The 19,052-nt window shown below is 67.2% G+C and carries 13 protein-coding genes; 9 read left to right on the plus strand and 4 right to left on the minus strand.

Annotated features, from left to right (window positions below):
- The first annotated feature begins 25 nt into the window (after positions 1-25).
- The 5 genes from BLR24_RS27120 (at position 26) to BLR24_RS27140 (ending at position 8,158) form a co-directional block, all read left to right on the plus strand.
- A complete protein-coding gene (locus BLR24_RS27120) occupies positions 26-2,194 on the plus strand; it encodes a protein-disulfide reductase DsbD family protein (protein ID WP_093023405.1) in 2,169 nt (722 codons plus the stop codon).
- A 91-nt stretch (positions 2,195-2,285) separates the two neighbouring features.
- On the plus strand, positions 2,286-2,978 hold the full coding sequence (locus tag BLR24_RS27125) for a thioredoxin family protein (protein ID WP_175543363.1): 693 nt from the start codon (positions 2,286-2,288) through the stop codon (positions 2,976-2,978).
- A gap of 105 nt (positions 2,979-3,083) precedes the next feature.
- Positions 3,084-4,430 (plus strand): MFS transporter, encoded by a 1,347-nt coding sequence (locus tag BLR24_RS27130; protein ID WP_093023251.1) that lies wholly within the window; start codon positions 3,084-3,086, stop codon positions 4,428-4,430.
- A 65-nt stretch (positions 4,431-4,495) separates the two neighbouring features.
- Positions 4,496-5,605: a uroporphyrinogen decarboxylase gene (gene hemE, locus BLR24_RS27135; protein WP_093023253.1), complete on the plus strand. Its 1,110-nt coding sequence runs from the start codon at positions 4,496-4,498 to the stop codon at positions 5,603-5,605.
- Between the two features lie 453 nt (positions 5,606-6,058).
- Positions 6,059-8,158, plus strand: coding sequence for a primosomal protein N' (locus BLR24_RS27140; RefSeq protein WP_175543364.1), 2,100 nt, complete (start codon positions 6,059-6,061; stop codon positions 8,156-8,158).
- 17 nt (positions 8,159-8,175) lie between these two features.
- Here the strand turns inward: BLR24_RS27140 and BLR24_RS27145 are convergent, their stop codons facing one another.
- A complete protein-coding gene (locus BLR24_RS27145) occupies positions 8,176-8,388 on the minus strand; it encodes a hypothetical protein (RefSeq protein WP_093023255.1) in 213 nt (70 codons plus the stop codon).
- A 238-nt stretch (positions 8,389-8,626) separates the two neighbouring features.
- Between BLR24_RS27145 and BLR24_RS27150 the strand changes: the two genes are divergently transcribed.
- A complete protein-coding gene (locus BLR24_RS27150) occupies positions 8,627-9,286 on the plus strand; it encodes a hypothetical protein (RefSeq protein ID WP_254787606.1) in 660 nt (219 codons plus the stop codon).
- A gap of 22 nt (positions 9,287-9,308) precedes the next feature.
- On the opposite strand, the gene BLR24_RS27155 is transcribed toward BLR24_RS27150, so the two are convergent.
- Positions 9,309-10,334: an AEC family transporter gene (locus BLR24_RS27155; RefSeq protein ID WP_093023257.1), complete on the minus strand. Its 1,026-nt coding sequence runs from the start codon at positions 10,332-10,334 to the stop codon at positions 9,309-9,311.
- A 121-nt stretch (positions 10,335-10,455) separates the two neighbouring features.
- Between BLR24_RS27155 and BLR24_RS27160 the strand changes: the two genes are divergently transcribed.
- Genes BLR24_RS27160 through BLR24_RS27170 form a run of 3 tightly spaced genes read left to right on the plus strand, consistent with a single transcriptional unit; the run spans position 10,456 to position 14,191 of the window.
- Positions 10,456-12,561: an ATP-dependent helicase gene (locus tag BLR24_RS27160; protein ID WP_093023259.1), complete on the plus strand. Its 2,106-nt coding sequence runs from the start codon at positions 10,456-10,458 to the stop codon at positions 12,559-12,561.
- Positions 12,558-13,022, plus strand: coding sequence for a hypothetical protein (locus tag BLR24_RS27165; protein WP_093023261.1), 465 nt, complete (start codon positions 12,558-12,560; stop codon positions 13,020-13,022). Before BLR24_RS27160 ends, BLR24_RS27165 begins: the two co-directional genes overlap by 4 nt.
- Complete coding sequence (locus BLR24_RS27170) at positions 13,019-14,191, plus strand: phospholipase A (protein ID WP_254787608.1); 1,173 nt, start codon at positions 13,019-13,021, stop codon at positions 14,189-14,191. Before BLR24_RS27165 ends, BLR24_RS27170 begins: the two co-directional genes overlap by 4 nt.
- A 14-nt stretch (positions 14,192-14,205) precedes the next feature.
- Here the strand turns inward: BLR24_RS27170 and BLR24_RS27175 are convergent, their stop codons facing one another.
- On the minus strand, positions 14,206-16,134 hold the full coding sequence (locus tag BLR24_RS27175) for a PAS domain-containing hybrid sensor histidine kinase/response regulator (protein WP_093023263.1): 1,929 nt from the start codon (positions 16,132-16,134) through the stop codon (positions 14,206-14,208).
- A 124-nt stretch (positions 16,135-16,258) separates the two neighbouring features.
- Complete coding sequence (locus BLR24_RS27180; RefSeq protein ID WP_093023265.1) at positions 16,259-19,048, minus strand: sensor domain-containing diguanylate cyclase; 2,790 nt, start codon at positions 19,046-19,048, stop codon at positions 16,259-16,261.
- Between the last annotated feature and the right edge of the window lie 4 nt (positions 19,049-19,052).

Below are 19,052 nucleotides of genomic sequence, written 5' to 3' on the forward strand. Positions count from 1 at the left end.
TCTGGTAGCAACCGCCGCAGCCTGCATGCCGGCTGCGGCTCAATTGGTATCCAAGCCGGGTGCTGTCGTCACCACCCCGCATGTGCGCGCCGAACTGGTTGCGCACGCGCCGGAGGGCGTGACGCCGGGCGCACCGGTCTGGGTCGGGCTGCAGATCACCCATCAGCCCGAGTGGCACACCTATTGGAAGAACGCCGGCGATTCCGGCCTGCCCACCGAACTGAACTGGACGCTGCCGCCGGGCGTGGCGGCCGGCGACATCGCGTGGCCGGTGCCGAAGAAGATTCCCGTAGGCACGCTGGCCAACTACGGCTACGAGGGCACGGTGCTGCTGCCGGTGCCGCTCGAGGTGTCGAGTAATTTCAAGCCGCCGCTGGCCCTGGGCGCGGGGGCTTCGTCGATGGACATCCGGCTCAAGGCCACGTGGCTGGTGTGCCGCAAGGAATGCATTCCCGAGGAAGGCGAGTTCACCCTCGCGCTGCCGCTGCAGGGCTCCACGGCGCTGCACAAGGCCGATTTCGATGCCGCCCAGGCGGCCCAGCCGCAGCCGCTCGCCACGCCGGGCGCCGTCGAGGTCAATGGCAACAAGCTGCAAGTGCGCCTCGAAGGCCTGCCGGCCGCCGCACAGGGCAAGACGCTGGGCTTCTTCCCCGAGACGCCCGAGCTGATCCGCACCGCCGCGGAGTCGGGCAAGGACTGGACGCAGAGTTGGGAGGGCAGCACCTGGACGGCCACGCTGCCGCTGGCCGACCAGCGCAGCGCCAGCCCCACGACCTTGCCACTGGTGGTGGCGCTGGCCGAAACCGACCGGCAACCGGGCCAGCCGTTGGCCTGGCGCACCGAGGCGCCGGTCAGCGGCACCTGGCCGGCGGCCGCTGCGCCGCGCGCCGAAGTGTCGCCCGCGCTGCAGGCTGCGCTTGCCGCGAACGCAGCGAGCGCGGCGAGTGCCGCCGCGTCGTCGTCGCCCACAGACCTGCCTCCCCAACCCGCCGGCACCTTCGTTGTCGCCTTGCTGGGCGCATTGCTCGGCGGCCTGCTGCTCAACCTCATGCCCTGCGTGTTCCCGATCCTGGCCATCAAGGTGCTGGGCTTCGCGCGGCAGGCCGGCAACCGCAGCGCGCACCGCACGGCGGGCCTGGCTTACACCGCGGGCGTCATGCTTTCGTTCCTCGCCTTGGGCGGCGCCATGCTGGCGCTGCGCGCAGCCGGCGCCCAACTCGGCTGGGGCTTCCAGCTGCAATCGCCAGCCGTGGTGGCGGCGCTGGCGGCGCTGTTCACGCTGATGGGCCTCAATCTTGTGGGCGTCTTCGAATTCGGCCGCGCGGCGCCGGTGTCGCTGTGCTCGGCGCAGGCCAAGCACCCGATCGCCAACGACTTTCTCTCGGGCGTTCTCGCGGTGGTGATCGCATCGCCCTGCACCGCCCCGTTCATGGGCGCTTCGCTCGGCTTTGCGATCGGGCTCCCGGCCACGCAAGCCCTGCTGCTGTTCGCCGCGTTGGGCCTGGGGCTGGCGCTGCCCTACCTGGTGGCGGGCTTCGTTCCTGCCATTGCGCGGCTGCTGCCGAAGCCTGGACCGTGGATGGGCACGCTGCGCCGGCTGCTGGCTTTCCCGATGTTCGCCACGGTGGCATGGCTGGTCTGGGTGCTGGGCCAGCAAAGCGGCATCGACGGTGCCGGCACGCTGCTCGCATTGCTGGTGTGCATGGCGGCCATCGTGTGGGCGCTGACGCTGCGCGGCCGCACGCGGCTGGTCATTGCCTCGGTGCTGGTCGCCTTTACGGCGGTGCTCACCGCCGCCATCGGCCGCAACGTGCTGCAGGCGGTGGAGCCGGCCAAGCTCGCGTCCAACACCAGCCAGCGCTGGCAGCCCTGGTCGGCCGATCGCGTCTCCGAGCTCACGGGCGCGGGGCAGCCGGTGTTCATTGACTTCACGGCCGCCTGGTGCGTGACCTGCCAGTACAACAAGAAGGCCACGCTGGCGGACGCCGACGTACTGGCCGACTTCGACAGCAAGAAGGTTGCGATGCTGCGGGCCGACTGGACGCGCCGCGATCCCGCCATCACGGCCGCGCTGACCTCGCTCGGGCGCAGCGGCGTGCCGCTGTACGTGCTGCAGGCGCCCGGCAAGCCGCCGGTCGTGCTGACCGAGATTCTGGGCAAGGACGAGGTGCGCGCGGCGCTGGCTTCGCTTTGACCCCGGTGTGACATGGGTTGTCACATGCACATGAGCAAAGCGCTCTAAGCTGTCGCCGTTGTTCGTTTTTATTTTGGAGTTCTAGCTGGCCATGTCAGTTTCGCCATCTTCCGACTCGCGTTCTCTCCGTGCCGCGCGCCATGCCCGCGCCGCTCTCAGCCGCGCCTCGCGCCGCGCTGTCGTGGCCGCCGCCGTGGCCCTGGGTGCCACCTTCCTGATGGGCAACCACGCCTTCGCCGCGCCCGCCGTGGGCCAGCAGGCGCCCGACTTCGTTGCCGTGGACACCAGCGGCGCCAAGCACAAGCTCTCCGACTTCGCCGGCAAGTTCGTGGTGCTCGAGTGGACCAACCCGGGCTGCCCCTTCGTGCGCAAGCACTACAACAGCGGGAACATGCCCGCCACTCAAAAGGCCGCTACGGCCCAGGGCGTGGTCTGGCTGTCGGTCAACTCCACCGAGCGCGCGGCCAGCGACTACCTGCAACCCGCCGCGCTCGACGCATGGATGAAGTCGCAAAAGGCGTCGCCCACCGCGATGCTGATGGACGAAGACGGCGTGATCGGCCAGGCCTACGGCGCGCGCACCACGCCGCACATCTTCATCATCGATCCCAAGGGCATGCTGGTGTATGCGGGCGGCATCGACAGCATCGCGTCGGCCCGGCCCGACGACATCAAGGCCGCGACCAACTATGTGAACCAGGCGCTGGGCGAAGCCTTCGGCGGCAAACCGATCTCGGCGGCCTCGACGCGGCCCTACGGCTGCTCGGTGAAATACAAGAGCTGAAGCAGGACAGCCCGCGAGTGACAGCTAGCTGACTCGCGCGGTCAGGCAGCGGTCGGGAACCCCGGCCTACCCTTGGCGCATTACATCGCCCAAGGGGACAACGAGATGAATCCTGCGCACTCCGACGCGCAACCGGGCACGGCCGCCCGCGCCCTTTCTTCCAGCACCGGCTCCTCCTCGAAATTGGCCACCGTCCTGCGCGTGACGGGCGGCAATTTCATGGAGATGTTCGACTTCTTCCTGTTCGGCTTCTACGCCACGCAGATCTCGAAGGCCTTCTTCCCGGCGGGCGACGAGTTCGCTTCGCTGATGCTGACCTTCATGACCTTTGGCGCGGGCTTCCTGATGCGGCCGCTGGGCGCGATCTTTCTCGGCGCGTATGTCGACCGCGTGGGGCGACGCAAGGGCCTGATCGTCACGCTCGCACTGATGGCGCTCGGCACGCTGCTCATTGCCTGCGTACCGGCCTACGCCACCATCGGCTTCGCGGCGCCGCTCCTGGTGCTCATCGGTCGGCTGCTGCAGGGTTTTTCGGCCGGCGTGGAACTGGGCGGCGTCTCGGTCTACTTGTCGGAGATGGCCACGCCGGGGCGCAAGGGCTTCTACGTGAGCTGGCAGTCGGCCAGCCAGCAGGTGGCGATCATCGTGGCGGCGGCACTGGGCTATTGGCTCAACGTGACCTTCACCTCGCAGGAGATCGGCGACTTCTACTGGCGCATTCCGTTCTTCGTCGGCTGCCTGATCGTGCCGGTGCTCTTCATCATCCGGCGTTCGCTGCAGGAGACCGAGGAGTTCATGGCGCGCAAACACCGGCCCGATGCACGCGAGATATTCCAGTCGATGGTGGCCAACTGGGGCCTCGTGGTGGCGGGAATGATGCTGGTGTCGATGACCACGGTGTCGTTCTACCTGATCACGGTCTACACGCCCACCTTCGGCAAGTCGGTGCTGCACCTGAGCACGACCGATGCGCTCATCGTCACGCTGTGCGTGGCCGTCTCCAACTTCATCTGGCTGCCGGTGATGGGCTCGCTGTCCGACCGCGTCGGCCGCAAGCCGCTGTTGATCCTGTTCACGGTCCTGACCATCTTCACCGCGTACCCGTCGCTCAAATGGCTGGTGGGCGCGCCGAGCTTCGGGCGCATGCTCGAGGTCGAGCTCTGGCTGTCGTTCCTCTATGCCAGCTACAACGGCGCGATGGTGGTGGCGCTCACCGAGGTGATGCCGGTCAACGTGCGCACCGCCGGCTTCTCGCTGGCCTACAGCCTCGCGACGGCGCTGTTCGGCGGCTTCACGCCGGCCATTGCCACCGGCCTCATCGAGATGACGGGCGACAAGGGCGCGCCGGGCCTGTGGATGACCGCGGCCGCCGTCTGCGGGCTTTTCGCGACGCTGATGCTCTACCGGCGCAACGTGAGCCCGGCCGATTCGCGGCGCGTGCCGGTGGTCTGAGTTTTTTCAGGCCTGCCGCAGGGTCGTCGCAGGAGCCAGGCGCGGGCCCCTGCGACAATCGGGACATGCCTTTCGCCCCATTGCAAAACGACACTTTCCTGCGGGCCTGCTGGCGCCAGGCCACAGACCACACGCCCGTCTGGCTCATGCGCCAGGCCGGGCGCTACCTGCCCGAATACGTGGCCACCCGTGCCAAGGCCGGCAGCTTCATGGGGCTCGCGACCAACGTCGACTACGCGACGGAGGTCACGCTGCAGCCGCTCGAGCGCTATCCGCTCGATGCGGCGATCCTGTTTTCCGACATCCTCACCGTGCCCGACGCGATGGGCCTGGGCCTGTCGTTCGAGGCCGGCGAAGGCCCGCGCTTCGCGCGCCCGGTGCAGGGCGAAGCGGCCGTTGCGGCACTCGAGGTGCCCGACATGGCCAAGCTGCGCTATGTGTTCGACGCCGTGGCATCGATCCGCAAAGCGCTCGATGGCCGGGTGCCGCTCATCGGCTTCTCGGGCAGCCCGTGGACGCTCGCCTGCTACATGGTGGAAGGTGCGGGCTCGAGCGACTACCGGCTCGTAAAGAGCATGCTCTACAGCCGTCCCGACCTGATGCACCGCCTGCTCGCAGTCAATGCCGATTCGGTGGCCGCTTATCTCAATGCGCAGATCGACGCCGGCGCGCAGGCCGTGATGGTGTTCGACAGCTGGGGCGGCGTGCTGGCTGACGGCGCGTTCCAGGAATTCAGCCTCGCCTACACGGCGCGCGTGCTGGCCGGCCTGAAGCGCAACGGCGCCGACGGGCAACCCGTGCCGCGCATCGTGTTCACCAAGGGCGGCGGCCTGTGGCTCGAGGCCATGCGCGCGCTCGACTGCGAAGTGCTCGGCGTCGACTGGACCGTGAACCTCGCGGCGGCGCGCCGGCTGGTGGGCGACGGCGAAGACGGCAAGGCCAAGGCCCTGCAAGGCAACATCGATCCCAACGTGCTGTTCGCGCCGCCCGCGCAGATCGAAGCCGAGGTGGCCAAGGTGCTGAACGCTTTCGGCAAGCCGCACGCCAATGCCAGCGTGGCCGGGCCGACCCATATCTTCAACCTGGGCCATGGCATCAGCCAGTTCACGCCGCCGGACCACGTGGCAGCGCTGGTGCAGGCAGTGCACGCCCAATCGCGCGCCCTGCGCGGCTGAGACGTGTAACCACGCGGGCGGGCTGCGCCAGGACGCTTGCGGCGTTGAAAATCAATTCCGAGCCGTTTGTCAAGCGTAAAAACGGCGTAGGAGGCCCGACTTATGCACAAAACATGTGCTGCACTGCGCAAGAACATCTGAAGGGCCCTGCTCTTTGCTTCCAAAGCAATAGCAGCGCTAAGTTGTTGATTCATATAGGATTTGGATTTTGCTTTTTTTGAGGGCAACCCAGTCAGAGGCTTGATCTGCAAGGCTCGCGCGCGTGTCGAGCCCTGTTGTCAACAAAGTTATCCACAGAAACTCTGGACGACCGTCAAACTGCTGAAAAATCAACAACTTAAGTGGTATTGCTCAAAGTCGCATTAACAAACCTGGCCAACAAGGACGCTCATTTCTTTCCCCCTCGAAGCCCCCGAAACAGATACAGCAACGCCGGCCAGCGCGACCGCGGCGATGGCTTGGCGGCTCGACGTCGCGGTGCAGACGCCCGCGCATGCCGCCCTCGGCGATCTGTTGAGCTACGCCGGCGCGATGCCGCTCGCGCCTGGCACGCTGGTGCGGGTGCCGCTGGGTCGGCGCGAGGTGCTCGGCGTGGTCTGGAACGAGGCAAGCTCGCTGGACGGCGCCGCGCCCAACATGGCGCTCAAGCCCGTCGGCGCGGCTCTCGATGCGCTGCCCCCCCTCGGCGAAGCCTGGCGCGACCTGGTTGCCTTTGCCGCGCGCTACTACCAGCGCTCGATCGGCGAAATCGCACTGGCCGCCCTGCCGCCGCAACTGCGCGACCTGACGACGACCCAATTGGCGCGCCGCCTCAAACGCAAGGCGACGACCGGCCCGGTGGCCGCCACTGACGAATCCGCCAACCTGATCACGCTGAGCCCGGAGCAGACGGCGGCCCTGGCCCGCATCGAGGCCGAGAGCGGCACCTTCCTGCTGGTCGGCAGCACCGGCAGCGGCAAGACCGAGGTCTACCTGCGCTGCGTGGCCGACCTGCTCGCCCGCGATGCCGGCGCGCAGGCGCTGGTGATGGTGCCCGAGATCAATCTGACGCCGCAGCTCGAAGCACGCTTCAAGGCGCGTTTCGGCGACGAGGCGGTGGTTTCGCTGCACAGCGGCATGACCAACCCGCAGCGGCTCGCGAGCTGGCTCGCGGCGCACAGCGGCGCCGCGCGCATCGTGCTGGGGACGCGCATGGCGGTGTTCGCGTCGATACCGGGGCTGAAGCTCATCGTGGTCGACGAGGAGCACGACCCGAGCTACAAGCAGCAGGAAGGTGCACGCTATTCGGCGCGCGACCTTGCCGTGTGGCGCGGCCAGCGCGAGGGCGCAAAAGTCATCCTGGGCTCGGCCACGCCCTCGCTCGAAAGCTGGCACCAGAGCCGCCCCGCCGAGGGCGAAGACCCGGGCGGGCGCTATGTGCGGCTGGCCATGCCATCGCGTATTGGCGCTGGCGAGCTGCCCGCGGTGCGGCTCGTGGACATGAACCTGCAGCCGCCCAAGACCGTGCTCTCGGGCGCGCTGCTCGACGCCATCGGCCAGCGCATTGCGCGCGGCGAGCAGAGCATGGTGTTCCTGAACCGCCGCGGCTATGCGCCAGTGCTGGCGTGCGCCGATTGCGGCTGGAAGAGCGAATGCCCGCATTGCAGCGCCTACCGCGTGTTCCACAAGATCGACCGCACGCTGCGGTGCCACCACTGCGGCTTTACCGAGCGCGTGCCGCGCGCCTGTCCGTCCTGCGGCAACCCCGACATCGCGCCCGTCGGCCGCGGCACCGAGCGGCTCGAAGAACACCTGGCCGAGCTGTTCGCGGCGGTGAAGCGGCCGGACGGCAGTGCGGTGCGCATCGCGCGCATCGACGCCGACAGCACCAAGAAGCAGGGCGCGCTCGAATCGCAGCTTGCAGCGGTGCATGCGGGCGAGGTCGACGTGCTGGTGGGCACGCAGATGATCGCCAAGGGGCATGACTTCCGCCGCATCACCCTGGTGGCGGCGGTGAACCCCGACGGCGCGCTGTTCTCCAGCGACTTTCGCGCGCCCGAGCGGCTGTTTAGCCTGCTGATGCAATCGGCCGGCCGCGCCGGCCGTGATGCGGCCTACCTGGCGGCGCAAGGCGCCACGGCCGAGATGTGGATCCAGACACACCATGCGCAGCACCCGCTCTTTGGAGCGCTCCGCAGGCACGACTACACAGCCTTCGCCCGGCAGCAACTGGAAGAGCGCGCCGCGGCCGGCATGCCGCCGTTCGCATTCCAGGCCCTGCTGCGGGCCGATGCGCGCACGCAGGAGGCCGCGCAGGCTTTTTTGAATGCCGCGAGCGCGGCCGCCGACGCGCTCGAAGGCGCCGACCGCGTGGTGCGCTACCCGGCGGTGCCGCTCGCCATCCAGCGCGTGGCCAATGTGGAAAGAGCGCAGATGCTGATCGAAAGCCCTTCGCGCGCGGCGCTGCAACGCCTGCTGGCCGGGTGGCAGCCGCTCTTGCATGCGTTGCGGCGTACGCCCGAAGGCAAGGGCGTGATCCGCTGGCTGGTCGACGTCGATCCGCACAGCATCTGAGCCGTACGCGCCGCGCGTCAGTGGTGGAGGCCCGCGGGTTCCTTGCCGACGTCGATATAGCGCAGTTCGGTGCTTCGGCGCCGCGCAATGCTGCCGGGCCATGCGAACACCATGAGGCTCAGGGCGCCGAGCGCCAGCGAAGTCCCGGTGCCGAGCTCCCCGGCGTGCCAGAACCAGCTCACGCCAGCAATCCATGCCAGCCACAACAGGACACGAACAAGTATTGTCATCGTGCTACCCATTCATACTTTGATTTGCAGACACTCTAGCAGGCTCAATGAAAACACAAGTATTCATCTGAAGTAATAACGGTAATACCAGTAGGTATGTCTTACGGCCGGTCGCAAAGCGGGAAATATTCTGAAAAAGAAGTTGACTGGCCCCCCGCCCGCTGCGCAAGCTGTCGCTGGTGCGAAGCCCGTTCCGGCTCCGCGCATCAAGCAAGCACGCTGGTTTGCAGGGGTTGTCGTGAAACTGCCTTTATTTCTCGGTTCGGCTCTTTTGTTCGCATGCCTCGCATGCCCCGCGGCCGAACTCGAACTGCAGGGCAGCCGGCTGGTGGTGTCGGGCATGCTCGACGGCAGCGCCATCAAAACCTTTACCCAGTACCTCGCCAAGGGCAACGTGCGCACCGTGGTGTTCGAGGATTCGTTCGGCGGCACCGCCGACGCCGCCGGCGCCTACGCCGACGCAATCCGTTCGAGCGGCGTGGACACCGAGGTCCGCGGCCAGTGCATGGCCGCATGCGCCTACGCCTTTCTGGCCGGCAAGACGCACCGCTTCGGCTACGGGTTCCAGGTAAACGGCGTGCTGCTGCCGGTCGCAACGAGGCCCTCAGCGGCCGAACTGGCGTCGCGCTGGCGCGGCGACGAAGCCCACAAGACCCTAGCGGAATTCACGCCCATTGCGGCGGCCGCCCCCGCCAAGGAGGCGGAGGCCAGCACCGGATCCGGGTCGGCCAGGGACAACTGGCAGCCCGACCATGGCGTGCTCTTCACGGCCAGCCCCACGCTCTTCGGGCGCATCTACAACGCGTTCTATTGCGACGGCAGCCAGGGCCGCGATTTCTCCAAGTGCGAGCGCCTGCCGGACGCCGACCCGTACAAGCTCGGCGTGCTGACTCCCTGAGGCTCGGCGCCGTGGCGCCCGTTCAGCGCAGCAGCCCCACCGCCAGCGGAAAACTGAAGAAGGTCGCCACCGTCGTCCACAGGATGGTGCGCGCGATGCGGCCGTTGTCGGCCCCGAAGCGCTCGGCCAGCATCGACACGTTGCTGGCGCTCGGCAGCGCCGCCACCAGCACGATCACCACCAGCGCCGACGACGAGAGCGGCAGGCCGAGCCCGATGGCGCCCTGCCCCAGCGCCCAGACCAGCAAGGGATGCGCGAGTAGCTTGACCAGCACCACCGGCAGCACGTCGGCCAGCGGCGCCTTGGGCGGAACGTCCGACCGGGTGCCCATGGCCGCCGCCACCGCCGCGCTGGCCCCGTGCCCCCGCGCAAGCAAGGCCGACCGCGCCAGCACCGCGCCGATGGTGAAGAGCGCCACCGGCGAAGCCGCATCGGCCAGCATGGCGATGGTGCGCTCCACCGGCCCCGGCAGGCGCCAGCGTGCGGCCGACAACAGCACGCCCAGCAGAATCGACCACGGCATCGGATTGACCAGCACGCCGCGCAGGGCCTGGCGCGCCGCCTGCCGCGGGCCGTGCTGCGCCGCGCCGCCGCCGCCGACTCCGTCGAGGCGCGACAGCGCAATGCACAGCGACGAGGTCACGACCAGGTCGAAGGCGATGGTGATGATGATCGGCCCCGCGGCCTGCGCGCCCAGCAGCGCCACCAGGAGCGGCACGCCCATGAAGCCGGTGTTCGGGAAGGCCGCCACCAGCGCGCCGAAGGCGCCGTCGTTCCAGCCGATGCGTGCATTGCGGGTGAAGACCACCACGCCCGCCACCACGGCCAGCGCGCTCAGGCCCCAGATCAGCGCGACGCTGCCGTCGAGCAGCTGTCCGATCGGCGTGCCGGCGCCAAATCGCAACAACATGCAAGGCAGCGCGAAGTACAGAACGAAGGTGTTGAGACCCGGAATTGCATCGAGCGGCAGGACGCGGGCGCGCGCGGCGCCATAGCCGGCCGCGATCAACGCGAAGAAAGGAAAAGTTACGAGAAATACAGCGAGCACGGCCTCATTGTCGTTGCGTCTCGCATCGTGAACTCGGGCGGCCTTTCCAGATACATGGGCCCCGTATCATTGCGCGCTTTGCGCCCGCCGTTCTCCCGCGGGCCTTCCGTCCCCACTCCCCATGTCTTCCGGTCTCAACCTCGCGCAACAAGAAGCGGTCAATTACCTGCACGGGCCCTGCCTCGTGCTGGCGGGAGCGGGTTCGGGCAAGACGCGCGTCATCACGCACAAGATCGGCCGGCTCATCCAGGCCGGGCTCGAGCCCAAACGCATTGCGGCCATCACCTTCACCAACAAGGCCGCCAGCGAAATGCGCGAACGCGCCAAGGGGCTGATCGGGCGCGACGCGAAGCACGTGGTGATCTGCACCTTTCATGCGCTGGGCGTGCGCATGATGCGAGAAGACGGCGCCGTGCTGGGCCTGAAGCCCGCCTTCAGCATTCTCGACAGCGACGACGTCACCAAGATCCTGAAGGATGCCGGCGGCACGACCGATACGGCCACCGCGCGCATCTGGCAGTGGACCATCAGCAAGTGGAAGAACATGGGCCTCAATGCCGCAGACGCCGAAGCGGCCGCGGCGGACGACAACGAGCGCATCACCGCGCGCATCATGGCGCGCTACGAAGAGCGGCTCACCGCCTACCAGAGCGTCGACTTCGACGACCTCATCGGCATGCCCCTCAAGCTGTTGCGCGACTTCGACGAGGTGCGCGCCAAGTGGCAGGCCGCGCTGGGCCACATCCTGGTGGACGAATACCAGGACACCAACGCCACCCAATATGAAGTGCTGAAGGCGCTGACCGGCGAGCGCGGCCGCTTCACCGCGGTGGGTGACGACGACCAGTCGATCTACGGCTGGCGCGGTGCCACGCTGGACAATTTGCGCAAGCTGCCGGTCGACTTCCCGACCCTGAAGGTCATCAAGCTCGAACAGAACTACCGCTCGACCAGCGCAATTCTTCGTGCGGCCAACAACGTGATCGGACCCAACCCCAAGCTGTTTCCGAAGACGCTGTTCTCCGAGCTCGGCGAAGGCGAACCGGTGCGCATCGTCGATGCCGACTCGGAAGCGCACGAGGCCGAGCGCGCGGTGGCGCGCATCGTCAGCCTGCGCGCGGGCGATGCCATCACGCAAGGCAAGCAGTACAAGGAATTCCGCGACTTCGCCATTCTTTACCGCGCCAACCACCAGGCGCGCGTGTTCGAGCAGGCGTTGCGCAAGGCGCAGATCCCCTACAAGGTGTCGGGCGGCCAGAGCTTCTTCGACCGCGCCGAAATCAAGGACCTGTGCGGCTGGTTCCGCCTGTGGGTCAACAACGACGACGACCCCGCGTTCCTGCGCGCCATCACCACGCCCAAGCGCGGCATCGGCCACACCACGCTCGCGAGCCTCGGCACCTTTGCCAGCCAGTACAAGCTGAGCCTGTTCGAGGCGCTGTTCAGCCCGTCGCTGCCGAGCGTCATGCCCAAGCGCACGCTGGAGGGCATCCATGAGTTCGGCCGCTACATCAACGATCTGGAATACCGCGCGCGCCGCACCATGGGCGCCGAAGACTCGCGCACTTTCATGCTCGACTGGCTGAAGGAGATCGACTACGAGAAACATCTGTACGACGGCGAGGACAGCGAGCAGGCCGCGGCTGCGCGCTGGACCAACGTGCTGGAGTTCGTCGACTGGATGTCGCAGCGCGCAGGCGGCGGCCTCGACGACGCCTCGGGCGCCAACGACAACATCGAAGGCGAGCGCAAGAGCCTTCTCGAGGTGGCTCAGACCATCTCGCTGCTCTCCACCATCAGCGAGCGCGAGCAGGACCAGAACGTGGTCACGCTCTCCACGCTGCATGCCTCCAAGGGCCTGGAATGGCCGCACGTGATGCTGATCGGCGTCACCGAGGGCCTGCTGCCCTTCAAGCTCGAGGACGACAACGGCCGACAACTCAAGGTGAGCGACGAGACGCTGCAGCGGCTGCAGGAAGAACGCCGCCTCATGTACGTGGGCATCACGCGCGCGCAGCGCAGCCTGGCGGTGAGCTGGACCAAGAAGCGCAAGCAGGGCCGCGAGATGGTGCCTTGCGTGCCGAGCCGATTCATTGCCGAGATGGGGCTGGACAAGACCACCACGCGGGAAGACCCACGCGAAAAACTCAAGGCACTGCGCGCCGAATTCGCGCGCAAGGCCCAGGACAGCGCGGCCGCCGCAGCAGCAGCCGCCGCCGCACCATGAAGGCACCGCTCGCTCTTGTTCTTCTGGCGGCGCTCTGCACGGCATGCGCCGGCCCCGCGGGCCCGCACACGGCACAGGCCGGATGCCCAGCCACGGCGCAAGACCTGCCCATCGAGGCGCTCTACGGCGACTGGCAGGCGCGTTTCGACGGCCTGCCCGATGCGGCCCTGGTGCGGCTCGGCAAGCACCCCGAGTACGCGGGTGTGCGCGGCACCATCACGCGCACGACAGCAGCCCCTTCGGCGCGCACCTCCGTGGCCCAGCTCGCGGGCGACGTCGACGACGAAGGCGAACTCGCCATCGACGAATCGCTCGACGGCCGGAGCATCAGCGGCGTGTGGTCGGGCTCGCTGCAGCCGGACTCGTGCGGCCGCGAGTTCAAGGGCACATGGCGTAATGCCGCCGACGACAGCACACATCCCTTCACTCTGAAAAAGACGGAACGGACCCGAGAGAAATGAACGCCATCCATCTACGCACCACGCTGGCTGCAGGCCTGCTGCTGGCTCCGGGCCTTTTTGCAACGCCGGCGCAGGCACAGGCGGTCGACAGGCCGCGCAGCCCGCTGGCCGATGCCCAGCTGACCTGGCAGCAATGCGCCGCGCTCGGCAACAACAACGAAGCCCGCCTGGCCTGCTTCGACCGCTGGACCCAGCAGCAGACGCTGCCTTCGGTCTCGGTGCCGGTGGCGCCGCCGGTGCTGGCCAGCACCCAGCCGGCACCGCCGGTGGACGCCTCGATACCGGCCACTCGCGTGATCTCGGTCGCCACCAGCGAAGGCTGCCGCGACCGGCAGTACTCGATCCTGTCGCGCTTCTGGGAGCTTGAGAACGGCACCGACTGCGGCGCTTTCGTGTTCCGCGGCTATCGGCCGCTGAACGTGTCGGCTTCGGCCGCCACCAGCAAGCCCGAGACGCCCACGTCCCCGGCCGAAGGGCACACGGCAAACCCCGTGGCCTATCAGGCCAACGAAATGCGCATCGGCCTCTCGGTGCGGACCAAGATCGCGCAGGGCCTGCTGACGCAGAACGAGCCGGCCAAGAAGGACTCGCTGTGGTTCGCGTACTCGCAGCAATCGACCTGGCAGCTGTTCAACGGCTCGATCTCGCGGCCGTTCCGCACCACCGACCACGAGCCCGAGCTGATGTATGTCTATCCGCTCGACTTCAACCTGCCCGGCGGCTGGCGCTGGCGCTATGCGGGCGTGGGCCTGGTGCACCAGTCGAACGGCCAGAGCCTGCCGCTGTCGCGCAGCTGGAACCGCGTGTACCTGATGGGCGGCGCCGAACTCGACGACCGCTTCAGCATCACCGGACGCGTCTGGCAGCGGCTGTCGGAAGAAGCGGCAAAGGACGACAACCCTGACATCTCCAACTACATCGGGCGCGCCGAAGTCACGGGCCGCTGGAACTTCAACCGCGACAACACCCTGGGCATCACGGTGCGCAACAACCTGCGCGACAGCGGCCGCGGCTCGGTCCGACTCGAATGGCTCAAGTCCATCGGCGACTCGACCATGAGCAACCTGCGCTTCCACACGCAGCTTTTCCATGGCTACGGCGACACGCTGGTCGACTACAACCGCAAGCGCACGGTGCTCAGCATCGGCCTGAGCCTGGTGGATTTCTAGTCCCCAAGAACTTGCTACGCCGCCTTCGACCGAAGCGGCGGTTCCAGCAGGCGTTCGAGCAATGCCGCGAGCTTGTCGACGTCGACCGGTTTCGTCAGATGGGCGCGAAAGCCGGCTTCGAGGCTGGTTTCCCGGTCGCTGGCCTGGCCGTAGCCAGTCACGGCGATCAGCGGCGGCGGGTTGATCAACTCCGCGCGCAAGCGCCTGGCGACCTCATGGCCGCTCAGGTCGGGCAGCCCGATGTCCAGCAGCACGATGTCCGGATCGTGCGCCTTGACGGCTTCGATGGCGGCGAGCCCTCCATGCGCAATGCTGGACTTGTAGCCGAGTGCCTCCAGCAGCAGCGCCATGGTCTCGGCCGCGTCCGCGTTGTCGTCCACCACCAGCACGCGCTGCTCTCCCAAGGGCCGGGGCTGCGCCTCGAGCGTGGCAATCGGCGCCTGGGCGGCGGGGAACTGCACCACGAACTCGCTGCCCTCGCCCGTTCTCCCGGTGCTGAAGGCGCTCACCCGGCCTCCATGCAGCGTCGTCAGCTGCTGCACGAGACTGAGCCCCAGACCCAGCCCGCCCTGGGACCTTGCCATGTTCTGCTCGCCCTGCACGAACAGGTCGAAGATCCGGTGCAGGTCCTTGGGCTGGATGCCGGGTCCGTCGTCGCGCACGCTGATGTCGGCATCGGTGCCGCTCTGCGAGAGCGACACATGGATGTTGCCGCCGTCCTGCGTGAATTTGGCAGCGTTGTGGATCAGGTTGCTCACGATCTGGATGACCCGCGCGCTGTCTCCGGCAATCCACGGATCCGCGTCCCGCATCTCCAGATGCAGGGCCTGCGACTTGCCTTCGATCAGCGGGCGCGCTGCCTCGATGGCCTGGGCAATGGCGTCGCGCAACCGCACCGGCTTGTTTTCGAGGTGGACCTTGCCACTCGTGATGCGGCCCACGTCGAGGAGATCGTCGACCAGCCTCGTCATCTGCCTGAGCTGCCGGCCGATGATGTCGCGGGTGTGCGCAACCACCGCTGAATCCGTCTTTTCGCGCTTGAGGAGCTCGAGCGCATTCGAGATCGGCGCCAGCGGATTGCGCAGTTCATGCCCCAGCATGGCAAGAAAGTTCGTCACGCGGCGCCCTTCGTCCTCGAGCGCCGTGACGCGGCGCCGCTCCGTCAGGTCGCGCGTGACCTTGGCGAACCCGCGGTGCTTGCCGCTGGCGTCGTGCAGCGCGGTGATCACCACGCTGGCCCAGAACCGGCTGCCGTCCTTGCGGATGCGCCAGCCTTCGTCCTCGAACCGCCCGTCCCGAAGCGCGTAGCGCAACTCCTGTTCCGGCCAGCCGCTGGCGGCCAGTTCGGCCGGGTAGAACTTGGAAAAGTGCTGCCCGATGATCTCCGACGCCTCGTAGCCCTTGTTCTTCTGCGCGCCGAGATTCCAGCTCACGATGTGGCCGCCGGGGTCGAGCATGAAGATCGCGTAGTCCTTCACCCCTTCGACCAGGAGCCGGAACCGCTCCTCGCTCAGGCGCAGCATCTCGTCCTGTCGGCGCCGCTCGCTGAGATCCCGGGTGATCACGGAGTAGCCGCGGATTTCGCCATCCTGACCGGTCATCGGGGTGATGACGACGCTGGCCCAGAACCGCGTGCCGTCCTTGCGCATGCGCCAGCCCTCTGCCTCCAGATGGCCTGTGTCACGCGCTATTGCCAGCTCCGTCTCCGGCAGGTTCTGGTCGAGCAGTTCGCTCGGATAGAGCAGCGAGAAGTGGCGCCCCAGCACTTCCGGCGGCTCGTACCCGTTGAGCTTTCTCGCTCCGTCGTTCCAGCTGATGAGGATGCCGCCGGGATCCAGAACGGTGATGGCGTAGTCGGTGACTGTCTCGACCATCAGCCGGTAGTCGGCGTCGGTCAGAGTGCGTTGGTTGAGTGGTGCACCCCCACCGCCGTGTTCTGCCATTGCTTTTTGCCCGTGAAAGTACTGCCCGTGAAAGTACCGCCGCCAATTCTGGGCAGCAGCAGATACCTTCCGCGTAGGACAAGGCCGAGATCGCGGGCGGTGCCCGCCCGACGGGCGCCGCAGCCTAAGCGCTGTAAGGCTCCGGCCGCGGCCACGAGGCGCCGACCTCGGCGTCGGCCCTGGGCGCGGCCATCATGAAGCGGTTCTTGCCCTCTTTCTTGGCAGCGTACAGCGCCGTGTCGGCACGCACGAACAAGGAAGCAAAGTCCTCGTCTTCTTCCGACAGCGCGACGCCGATGCTGGTCGTCGCGTGCAGGGTGCGGCCGGGCAGGATGAAGGTCGGCCGCATGGCGGCCAGCACCTTGCCCGCGACCACCTGCGCTTCGGCGGCACCTGACACCCCTTCGAGGAGGATCACGAATTCGTCGCCGGCGTAGCGCGCAGCCATGTCGGTGTCGCGCACGCTCTGCCGGAGCCGGCGGCCGAATTCCTTCAGCACCGCATCGCCCGCCGCATGCCCCAGCGAATCGTTGATGGTCTTGAAATAGTCGATGTCCAGGAACAGCAGGCACACCGACAGCCCGTTTCGCCGCGACCTGGCCATGGCGTCGCGCACATGCTCCTCGAACGAACGGCGGTTGGGCAAGCCCGTGAGCGCGTCTTCGCGCGCAAGAACGTCCAGCTGCAGCTGCTTTTGCTTCAGGTCGCTGACATCGTTCGCCAGCACGTACAGGCCGACGACCTCGCCCTCGGCATTCTTCTGGGGCAGATAGGTTGTCTGCAGGGTCCGCTCGCCGATCAGCAGCCGGGCGGTCTGCTCGAAGGACACCACCTCGCCCGCAAAGGCGCGCGCCAGCAGGGGCTTGCGCATTTCATAGTGCGCATCGCCGATGACCTCCCGGATGGGCCGGTTCATCATCGCATCCGGCGATATGCCGAGCCAGGTCTGGTATCGGCCGTTGCTAAAGACCACCCGCTCCTCGCGGTCCAGTTCGGTCAGGAGCGCCGGCACGTTGTCGGTCAGGCCACGCAGGCGGCGCTCGCTCTCGGCGCTTCGCATTTCGGCCTGCTTGCGCTCGGTGATGTCGAAGGTCATGCCATAGAAGCCGCGAACGGTGCCGTCGATGTTGCGGTCGGGTACGTAGTGCGACTGGTACCATTTTTGGCCGATGCCGCGCGCGGGGTCGCCCTTCTTCTCGAAGGTGACCGCTTCTCCCGCGAGCACCCGGCGGACGTAGGGCTCGACCACCTCGAAATCCTCGACGCCGCGCACGTCGGGCAGCAGCTTTCCCACCAGTTCGATGCCGTCGAACAAGGTTCGCAGATGCGCGTTCACGAAAGTGAAGCGCAGCGACGCATCCACGTGAGACACCAGCGCCGGAAGGTTGTCGGTGATGGTGCGCACCCGGGCCTCGCCGGCTGCCCGCTCGCGCTCGGCCACCTTCTGGCGCGTGATGTCGAAGGTCATCACGTAGAAGCCGGCCAGCACGCCATCGTCGCGAATGTCCGGCGCAAGATGGCACTCGAAGAACCCTTCCTTGCCGTTGCGGTCGTAGGTGCCTTCCGCGCGCGTGGGCGTTCCCGCGAGCACCTTGGCAATGTGCGGAACGAGCTGCTGGTAGACCGGATCGGGCAGCGACTCCTGAATGGTCATGCGCCCGATGTCGGCCCGCGTCCTGCCGCGCATGCCGAGCCCCGCCTTGTTGGCGAACAGGCAGCGCTGCTCGCTGTCGAAGTAGGCGACCACCGCCGGCAGGTTGTCGGTCACGTCGCGCAGGAATCTTTCGCTGGCTTGCACCCGTTCCTGGGACGCCTGGCGCTCCTGCATCAGCGAATCGAAGGTGTTCGACAGGTCGCCGACCTCGTCCCCGGGAGGGGCGTCCTTCATGGGCGCATAGGCCGCGGCCGCGCGCGAGACCTGCATGTGCTCGCGCAGCCGGGACAAGGGCGCGAGCTGCGACCGCGCGGTCACGAAGGCGATGGCGCCGGCCACGAGCGTCAGCAGCAATACGCCGGCCCATGCGAAGCGCTCGATCTGCTCGATCCGGGCAAAGGCTTCATCGCGCGGATACATCGCCCCCAGCACCCAGTTGGTCTGGCGGATCGGTTTGAAGGCGTAGAGCCCGCGCACGCCCTTGCGGTTCACGGCATCTATCGTGCCCTCGTAGCCGGCAATGGCGCGCTCCGCGACGGCATTGCTCCTGCCATCCGCGTTCACGTGCTGGAGCAGCCTGGACTTGTCAGGATGGTCGACGACGATGCCATCCGTGTTGGTGATGAACATGTACCCCGTCTTGCCGAATTTCACGTCGGCAAGTTCACCGAGGAAGTTCTGCTCCTTCAGGTTGATCGAGGCAGCGATGACATAGGCCACGTCGCCCTGCCGGTCCAGCACCGGTTCGGTCATGGCGATCTGCGCCAGGCCGTTGAGCCGATTGCGGTAGGGCGCGGAGATCACGCCTGCCTTGGCTGCCATCGTGCGCTGGAAGTACTCGCGGTCCTTGATGTTGACCCGGCCGATCTGGTGCGCGCCGTTCAGGTTGGCGACCAGCTTGCCGTCGGTGTCCACGAAGGCGACGTTGTCGAAGGCCTCTTTCAGCGACTTGTGCTGCATGACGAGGTCCTGCAGTCCCTCGGCGCTGGTGAAGTCGTGGCTCTCGACGCTGTCGCCGAAGGTCTTGAGCAAGGTACGGCGGCTCAGGAACTTCTGGTCCACCGCGTCGGCAATGGCCGAAATGCGTTCGAGCTGCTCGTCGGCAATGGCGGCCTGCATGTTGCGCTTGATGAAGTAAAGCGCAGCCGTGGTCACCCCGAAGGTCGTCAGGAAAACAATCGCAACCACGCCCGCGGACAGACGGGCGCGCAGGCTGAAATGCGACTGGCTGGAGCGTGGGAGGCTGAGAGGAAGGCGCATCGTG

Source organism: Variovorax sp. OV700, from assembly GCF_900099805.1.
GTDB lineage: Bacteria > Pseudomonadota > Gammaproteobacteria > Burkholderiales > Burkholderiaceae_C > Variovorax.

Coding starts and splice junctions, on each gene's coding strand:
- BLR24_RS27180 (WP_093023265.1), bottom strand. CDS start 19,048: ATGCGCCTTCCTCTCAGCCTCCCACGCTCCAGCCAGTCGCATTTCAGC.
- BLR24_RS27165 (WP_093023261.1), top strand. CDS start 12,558: ATGAAGGCACCGCTCGCTCTTGTTCTTCTGGCGGCGCTCTGCACGGCA.
- BLR24_RS27160 (WP_093023259.1), top strand. CDS start 10,456: ATGTCTTCCGGTCTCAACCTCGCGCAACAAGAAGCGGTCAATTACCTG.
- BLR24_RS27125 (WP_175543363.1), top strand. CDS start 2,286: ATGTCAGTTTCGCCATCTTCCGACTCGCGTTCTCTCCGTGCCGCGCGC.
- BLR24_RS27120 (WP_093023405.1), top strand. CDS start 26: ATGCCGGCTGCGGCTCAATTGGTATCCAAGCCGGGTGCTGTCGTCACC.
- BLR24_RS27175 (WP_093023263.1), bottom strand. CDS start 16,134: ATGGCAGAACACGGCGGTGGGGGTGCACCACTCAACCAACGCACTCTG.
- hemE (WP_093023253.1), top strand. CDS start 4,496: ATGCCTTTCGCCCCATTGCAAAACGACACTTTCCTGCGGGCCTGCTGG.
- BLR24_RS27170 (WP_254787608.1), top strand. CDS start 13,019: ATGAACGCCATCCATCTACGCACCACGCTGGCTGCAGGCCTGCTGCTG.
- BLR24_RS27130 (WP_093023251.1), top strand. CDS start 3,084: ATGAATCCTGCGCACTCCGACGCGCAACCGGGCACGGCCGCCCGCGCC.
- BLR24_RS27140 (WP_175543364.1), top strand. CDS start 6,059: ATGGCTTGGCGGCTCGACGTCGCGGTGCAGACGCCCGCGCATGCCGCC.
- BLR24_RS27145 (WP_093023255.1), bottom strand. CDS start 8,388: ATGACAATACTTGTTCGTGTCCTGTTGTGGCTGGCATGGATTGCTGGC.